The 5609-nt window shown below is 69.7% G+C and carries 6 protein-coding genes; 4 read left to right on the top strand and 2 right to left on the bottom strand.

What is annotated here, in order from left to right:
• Positions 1-118: 118 nt before the first annotated feature.
• Both AB0H36_RS22395 and AB0H36_RS22390 read right to left on the bottom strand, forming a co-directional pair.
• A complete protein-coding gene (locus tag AB0H36_RS22395; protein ID WP_360526401.1) occupies positions 119-1408 on the bottom strand; it encodes an extracellular solute-binding protein in 1290 nt (429 codons plus the stop codon).
• Positions 1409-1413: 5 nt separating this feature from the next.
• A complete protein-coding gene (locus tag AB0H36_RS22390; protein WP_360526398.1) occupies positions 1414-2364 on the bottom strand; it encodes a PfkB family carbohydrate kinase in 951 nt (316 codons plus the stop codon).
• A gap of 126 nt (positions 2365-2490) precedes the next feature.
• On the opposite strand from AB0H36_RS22390, the gene AB0H36_RS22385 reads away from it, so the two are divergent.
• The 4 genes from AB0H36_RS22385 (at position 2491) to AB0H36_RS22370 (ending at position 5542) form a co-directional block, all read left to right on the top strand.
• Positions 2491-3243 (top strand): DeoR/GlpR family DNA-binding transcription regulator, encoded by a 753-nt coding sequence (locus AB0H36_RS22385; protein ID WP_360526395.1) that lies wholly within the window; start codon positions 2491-2493, stop codon positions 3241-3243.
• Positions 3240-4583, top strand: coding sequence for a 6-phospho-beta-glucosidase (locus AB0H36_RS22380; RefSeq protein ID WP_360526392.1), 1344 nt, complete (start codon positions 3240-3242; stop codon positions 4581-4583). The genes AB0H36_RS22385 and AB0H36_RS22380 overlap by 4 nt, the downstream gene beginning before the upstream one ends.
• Before the next feature lie 174 nt (positions 4584-4757).
• On the top strand, positions 4758-5282 hold the full coding sequence (gene rpsP / locus AB0H36_RS22375; RefSeq protein ID WP_360526389.1) for a 30S ribosomal protein S16: 525 nt from the start codon (positions 4758-4760) through the stop codon (positions 5280-5282).
• Between the two features lie 5 nt (positions 5283-5287).
• Positions 5288-5542, top strand: a complete 255-nt coding sequence (locus AB0H36_RS22370; protein WP_360526413.1) for an RNA-binding protein — start codon at positions 5288-5290, stop codon at positions 5540-5542.
• Positions 5543-5609 lie beyond the last annotated feature (67 nt).

The following is a 5609-nucleotide window of genomic DNA, read 5'->3' as shown; positions in this document are numbered from 1 at the left end:
CCTGCGGCACATGGCCGACGAGGACCTCGACCTGGTCCTGCACCTCGGCGACTACGTCTACGAGGGCGGGATCCCGGCCGACGGCGGCTACCGGACCGGAGGCGTGGCATCAGTACCGTCACTGCACTCCCTGGCGCTTGGCGATCGCCTTTGCCTTCGACACTGCGGAGGTCCAGGCGGCGTCGGAGGTCTTGGCGCCGGACTGCACGGTCTTCAGCTCGTCCTTGAACGGCTGCGCGACCGCGCCGTCGGCCGGCGCCTCGTAGGCGACCGGGATGGCCTTGGCCGCCGGGCCGAACACGTCGATCGGCACCTGGCCGCCGAAGAACGGGTCGGCCACCTTCAGCTGCGGCTTGTCGTAGGCGGCCGGCGTGGCCGGGAAGATCTGCGCGTCGGCGAACGCCTTGGCCTGGTTGTCCGGGTTGAGCATGTACTTGATCACCTCGAACGCCTTGGCCGGGTCGGCCGCGTTCTTGGTGATGGTCAGGAACGAGCCGCCGAAGTTCGCCGGGCCGCTCGGGGTCGGGGCCAGCCGCCACTTGCCGACACTGGTCTTGACCGCGTTCTTGATGTCGAGCGCGACCCAGGCGGCGCCGACGTGGGCCGGGACCGTGCCCTGGTCGAGCCCGGCGTTCCAGTCCGGCGAACCGCTCGCGGTCTTGCCGTCGATCTTCAGCGTCATCGCCTTGACCACGGTGTCCCAGGCTTTGCGGATGTGGTCCTGGTCGCCGATGAAGGTGTTGTCCTTGGAGACGTACCGCTCGGTGCCCTGGCCGACCACGATGTCGTAGAGGTCGGTGGCGTCCCAGACGATCAGCGCCTTCGGGTTCGACTTCTTCAGCTCGACACCGGCGGCGAAGAAGTCGTCCCAGGTCTTCAGCTGCTCGGCCACCTTCGCGGGGTCGGCCGGCAGGCCGCCCTTGGTGAACACGTCCTCGCGGTAGTACAGCGCGGTCGGCCCGATGTCGATCGGCAGGCCGATCACCTTGCCGTCCAGCGTGGTGGCCTGCTTGACCTTCCACTCGACGTAGTCGCCGAGGATCGAGTCCGCGCCGACCGTCTTCAGGTCCACGAACCGCTCCGCCTGCGGCAGCATCGAGGCGATGTCCTCGCCCTTCAGCCCGGTGATGTCCGGGATCGAGGTCCCACCGTTGAAAGTGGTGATCAGCTTCTGCTTGAAGTCGCCGCCGATCTCGGAGTACTTGATCTTCGGGTCGGGGAAGTGCGCGATCGTCTCGTCCAGCACCGACTTGCCGAGGCCGCCGGGCCAGCACCACAGTGCCAGCTCGGTGGCGGGGTTGGTCTTGGTCGTCGTACCGGCGTCCATCCCGGACGAGCAGCCGACGACCGTTCCGCCGAGCACGGCTGCGAAGCCCCCAGCGAGCAGCGTCCGACGTGAGAGCTCCATTGTTCTTACCTTCCTGAGTGGGCGCTGATCAGCGCTTGGAGGGAGTGGTCTTCGGGTTGGGCGGCCTGCCACGCGACCAGGTCGTCCCAGCGGGGCGCCGCGTCGGCGCCGCCGAGCCGGGTCACCGACAGCGCGGCGACGAGTGCCGCGAACCGGACCCGCTGCACCAGCGGCAGGTCCCACAGGGTCGCGGCGATGAAGCCGGCGGCGAACACATCACCCGCCCCGGTGGTGTCCGCCGCCTGCACTGGGTACGCCGGTACGACGACGCGCTCACCGGTGGCGGCGTCCAGCGCCAGCGCACCGTCGGCGCCGTTCGACACGACGACGAGCGGGACGAGCTCCGCGAGCCGGTCGAGGGCCTGCTCCGGGCTGTCCGTCCGGGTGTAGTTCATCGCCTCGCCGGCGTTCGGCAAGAACACGTCGCAGTGCTCGAGCTGGTCGAGCACGTGCGGGTCCCACTGCTCCGACGGGTCCCAGCCCACGTCGGCGAACACCACGCTGCCGGCCGCCTTCGCCTTCGCCAGCCACTCGTTCGGCCAGGGGCCGATGTGGGCGGCGACAGCTCGGGCAGCCGGCGGCGCAGTGATCAGCTCGTCGGCCGACAGCAGGGGAGGGGTGCCCCGGGTGACCAGTGCCCTGTCGTTGTCATAGGCAAGGGCCACCGTCAGCGGGGTCTGCCAGCCGGCGAGCTTGCGGGAGAGAGTCAGATCGATGCCTTCGCCGTCGGCGAGCCGGTCCCAGAGCCGGTCGCCGAGATCGTCCGCGCCGAAGGCCGCGGCCAGGCCAGTGCGCAGCCCGAGCCGGGACAGCGCGACGGCGAAGTTGGCGATCCCGCCCGGGCTCTCGAGCGAGTCGGTGGCCCAGACCTCGGTGCCGGGACGCGGGGCAGTGGGCAGGCCGAGCACCAGGTCCTGGAAGACCAGACCGGACACCACGACGTCCAGCTCCACCATGCGTTGCCACACTCCTGCACGCTCGATCAAACTCGTGCATGAATCTTGAATCTGATGCGCAGGATGCGCAAGACCTGATCATAGATTTGAGTGAAAATGACGGAGTTTGCGTGATACGGTCTCCCCGTGTTGCCAAAGCAGCGGCAGGATCAGATCGTCCGTTCGCTCCGGGCCGACGGTGCCGGGGGCGTGAAAGTGCTGGCCGAGCGTCTGGGCGTGAGCGAGGCGACGATCCGTCGCGATCTCGAGCAGTTGCACGCCGAGGGCCGGCTGACCCGGGTGTACGGCGGAGCGCTCGCCGTCGACGGTGGTGACGAGCCTTTTGCGGACGTCAACGCCGTACACGCGGAGGAGAAGGACCGGATCGCGCGGCTGGCCGCTGAGCTGGTGAGCGACGGTGAGTCGGTGCTGCTCGACATCGGGACCACTGCGCTGCGGGTCGCGCAGCACCTGCACGGCCGCTCGCTGACGGTCGTGACGAGCAACCTCGCCGTCCTGGAGGAGCTGCAGAACGACGAGCAGATCGAGCTGATCGTGCTCGGCGGGTTCGTCCGGCGGAGTTACCGCTCGCTGGTGGGGTATCTGACCGAGGAGAGCTTGCGGCAGATCCATGTGGACTGGCTGTTCCTCGGCACCAGCGGGGTGCGGCCGGACGGGCGGGTGATGGACAGCACGATGATCGAGGTTCCGGTGAAGCGGGCGATGATCCGCGCCGCCGACCGCGTGGTGCTGCTGGCGGACGCGACGAAGTTCCCCGGACACGGTGTCGCGCGCGTGTGCGAGCCGGGTGAGCTGACCATGGTGGTGACGGAGTCCGGAGCCGACGAGGCGACCCGGGCGCAACTGACGGAGGCAGGCGTGCAGGTGGTGTTGGCGTGAGACTGACCATCCTCGGCGGCGGTGGGTTCCGGGTGCCGCTCGTCTACCAGGCGTTGCTCGGCGACCGCGGCGACGGCCGGATCACGTCGGTGGTGCTGTACGACACCGACCGGACCCGGCTGTCGTCGATCGGGGCGGTGCTGCGGCAGCAGGCTGCCGCGGTCGTGGACGCTCCGGTGGTGACCGAGACGACCGACCTGGACGAGGCGCTGCGCGGAGCGGACTTCGTGTTCTCCGCGATCCGCGTGGGTGGACTCGAGGGCCGGACCGTCGACGAGCGGGTCGCGCTGGACCTCGGCGTCCTGGGCCAGGAGACGGTCGGCGCCGGCGGGATCGCCTACGGGCTGCGCACGCTGCCGGTCGCGGCGGGGATCGCCCAGCGGGTCGCGGCGCTGGCGCCGGAGGCGTGGGTCATCAACTTCACCAACCCGGCGGGCATGGTGACCGAGGCGATGATCCCGTACCTGGGTGACCGGGTGATCGGGATCTGCGACTCACCGTCCGGTCTGGGGCGGCGGGCCGCGCTGGCGCTCGGCTTGGACCCGTCGACCGCGTTCTACGACTACGCGGGGCTGAACCACCTGGGGTGGCTGCGCGGGCTGCGGTCCGGTGGGGTCGACCGGCTGCCGGCGCTGCTGGAGTCGCGGGAGGCGCTGGCGTCCTTCGAGGAGGGCCGGCTGTTCGGCGCCGACTGGCTGCGGTCGCTCGGGGCGATCCCCAACGAGTACCTGCATTACTACTACTTCGCGCGCGAGACGCTGGCCGCCGTACAGGCTGTGCAGCAGACCCGCGGGACCTTCCTGCTGGCGCAGCAGTCCGCCTTCTACGCGGAGACGGCTCGGCATCCGGAGCAGGCGCTGGAGCTGTGGCAGAAGACCCGGGCCGAGCGCGAGTCGACGTACATGGTGGAGAGCCGTGAGGTCGCGGACGCGGGGGAGCGGGACGAGCGGGACATGGCCGCGGGCGGCTACGAGCAGGTGGCGCTGTCGCTGATGCGCGCGATCGCGCACAACGAGCGGGCGTCGCTGATCCTGAACGTCCGCAACCGGGGCGTCCTGCGGCATCTGGACGACGACGCGGTCGTCGAGATCCCCTGCACCGTGGACGCCAACGGCGCCCTGCCGGTCACCGTGTCCCAGCTCACAGACCACCAGGCCGGCCTGGTCTGCTCGGTCAAGGCCGTCGAACGCGCCACGATCGAGGCGGCCGCCTCCGGCTCCCGCGACACCGCGCTGCGAGCCTTCGCCTGGCACCCGCTGATCGACTCGGTCACCGCGGCGGGCAAGCTGCTGGACGCGTATGCTCAGCAGCTACCCGAGCTGGCCCCGTTCCGGAGCTGACCCTCGGGTTGGTTGCTTTCCGTGGGATCTGGCACAATGGCCTGCTGAGTCCGTCCAGGTTCGTGCAGCCCTCTAACTCCACTGCCTGGAACGGCCCATTCGAGTGGTCACCCGTTGTCCCCACGACGCTGTGCTGCTCACCCAGACATGTAATCCGAGGGAGACCCCACAAACGTGGCAGTCAAGATCCGTTTGAAGCGCATCGGCAAGAAGCGTGCGCCGCACTACCGCATCGTCGTGATGGACGCCCGGACCAAGCGGGACGGCCGCGCCATCGAGGAGATCGGCAAGTACAACCCGAAGGCCGAGCCGTCGTTCATCCACGTCGAGTCGGACCGGGCGCAGTACTGGCTGGGCGTCGGCGCGCAGCCGACCGAGGCCGTCGAGGCGATCTTCAAGGCCTCCGGTGACTGGCAGAAGTTCAAGGGTGAGGACGCTCCGGCGCCGCTGAAGGTCAAGGAGCCGAAGCGGGACAAGCAGGAGATCTTCAACGAGGCCCTCGCCGAGGCGCACGGCACGCTGAAGACCGAGGCCGTCACCGCCAAGAAGACCGCGGCGAAGAAGGCCGACAAGAAGGACGACGCGCCGAAGGACGAGGCCCCCAAGGCTGACGAGGCCGCCAAGGCCGACGAGGCCCCCAAGGCTGACGAGGCCGCCGAGGCTCCGGCCGAGGCGCCCGCCGACGACGCCAAGGCCTGACCATGATGGAGACCGAGGCGCTCGAGCACCTGGTCCGGGGCATCGTGGACAACCCTGACGATGTCAGCGTCCGCTCGCGCAACCTGCGCCGGGGCCGCACCCTCGAGGTGCACGTGCACCCCGACGACATCGGCAAGGTGATCGGCCGCAACGGCCGGACCGCGACCGCGATCCGCACCGTGGTCGGCGCGCTCAGCGCCGAGTCGTCGCTGCGCATCGACTTCGTCGACGAGCTCAACCGGCGTGGTGGCCGGCGCTGACCTCGTAGCACTTCCGAAGGGGCGCACCCCGCGCGGGGGGGGGGCGGCGGCCTATACTCAGGGGTAA

It is taken from the genome of Kribbella sp. NPDC050820, assembly GCF_040653975.1.
Classification (GTDB): Bacteria; Actinomycetota; Actinomycetes; order Propionibacteriales; family Kribbellaceae; genus Kribbella.
This window is presented reverse-complemented; position numbering and strand designations above follow the sequence as displayed.

What these genes read in the sequence shown, in the direction of transcription:
- AB0H36_RS22395 (WP_360526401.1), bottom strand. Translation starts at nt 1,408, where the DNA reads ATGGAGCTCTCACGTCGGACGCTGCTCGCTGGGGGCTTCGCAGCCGTG.
- AB0H36_RS22390 (WP_360526398.1), bottom strand. Translation starts at nt 2,364, where the DNA reads ATGGTGGAGCTGGACGTCGTGGTGTCCGGTCTGGTCTTCCAGGACCTG.
- AB0H36_RS22370 (WP_360526413.1), top strand. Translation starts at nt 5,288, where the DNA reads ATGGAGACCGAGGCGCTCGAGCACCTGGTCCGGGGCATCGTGGACAAC.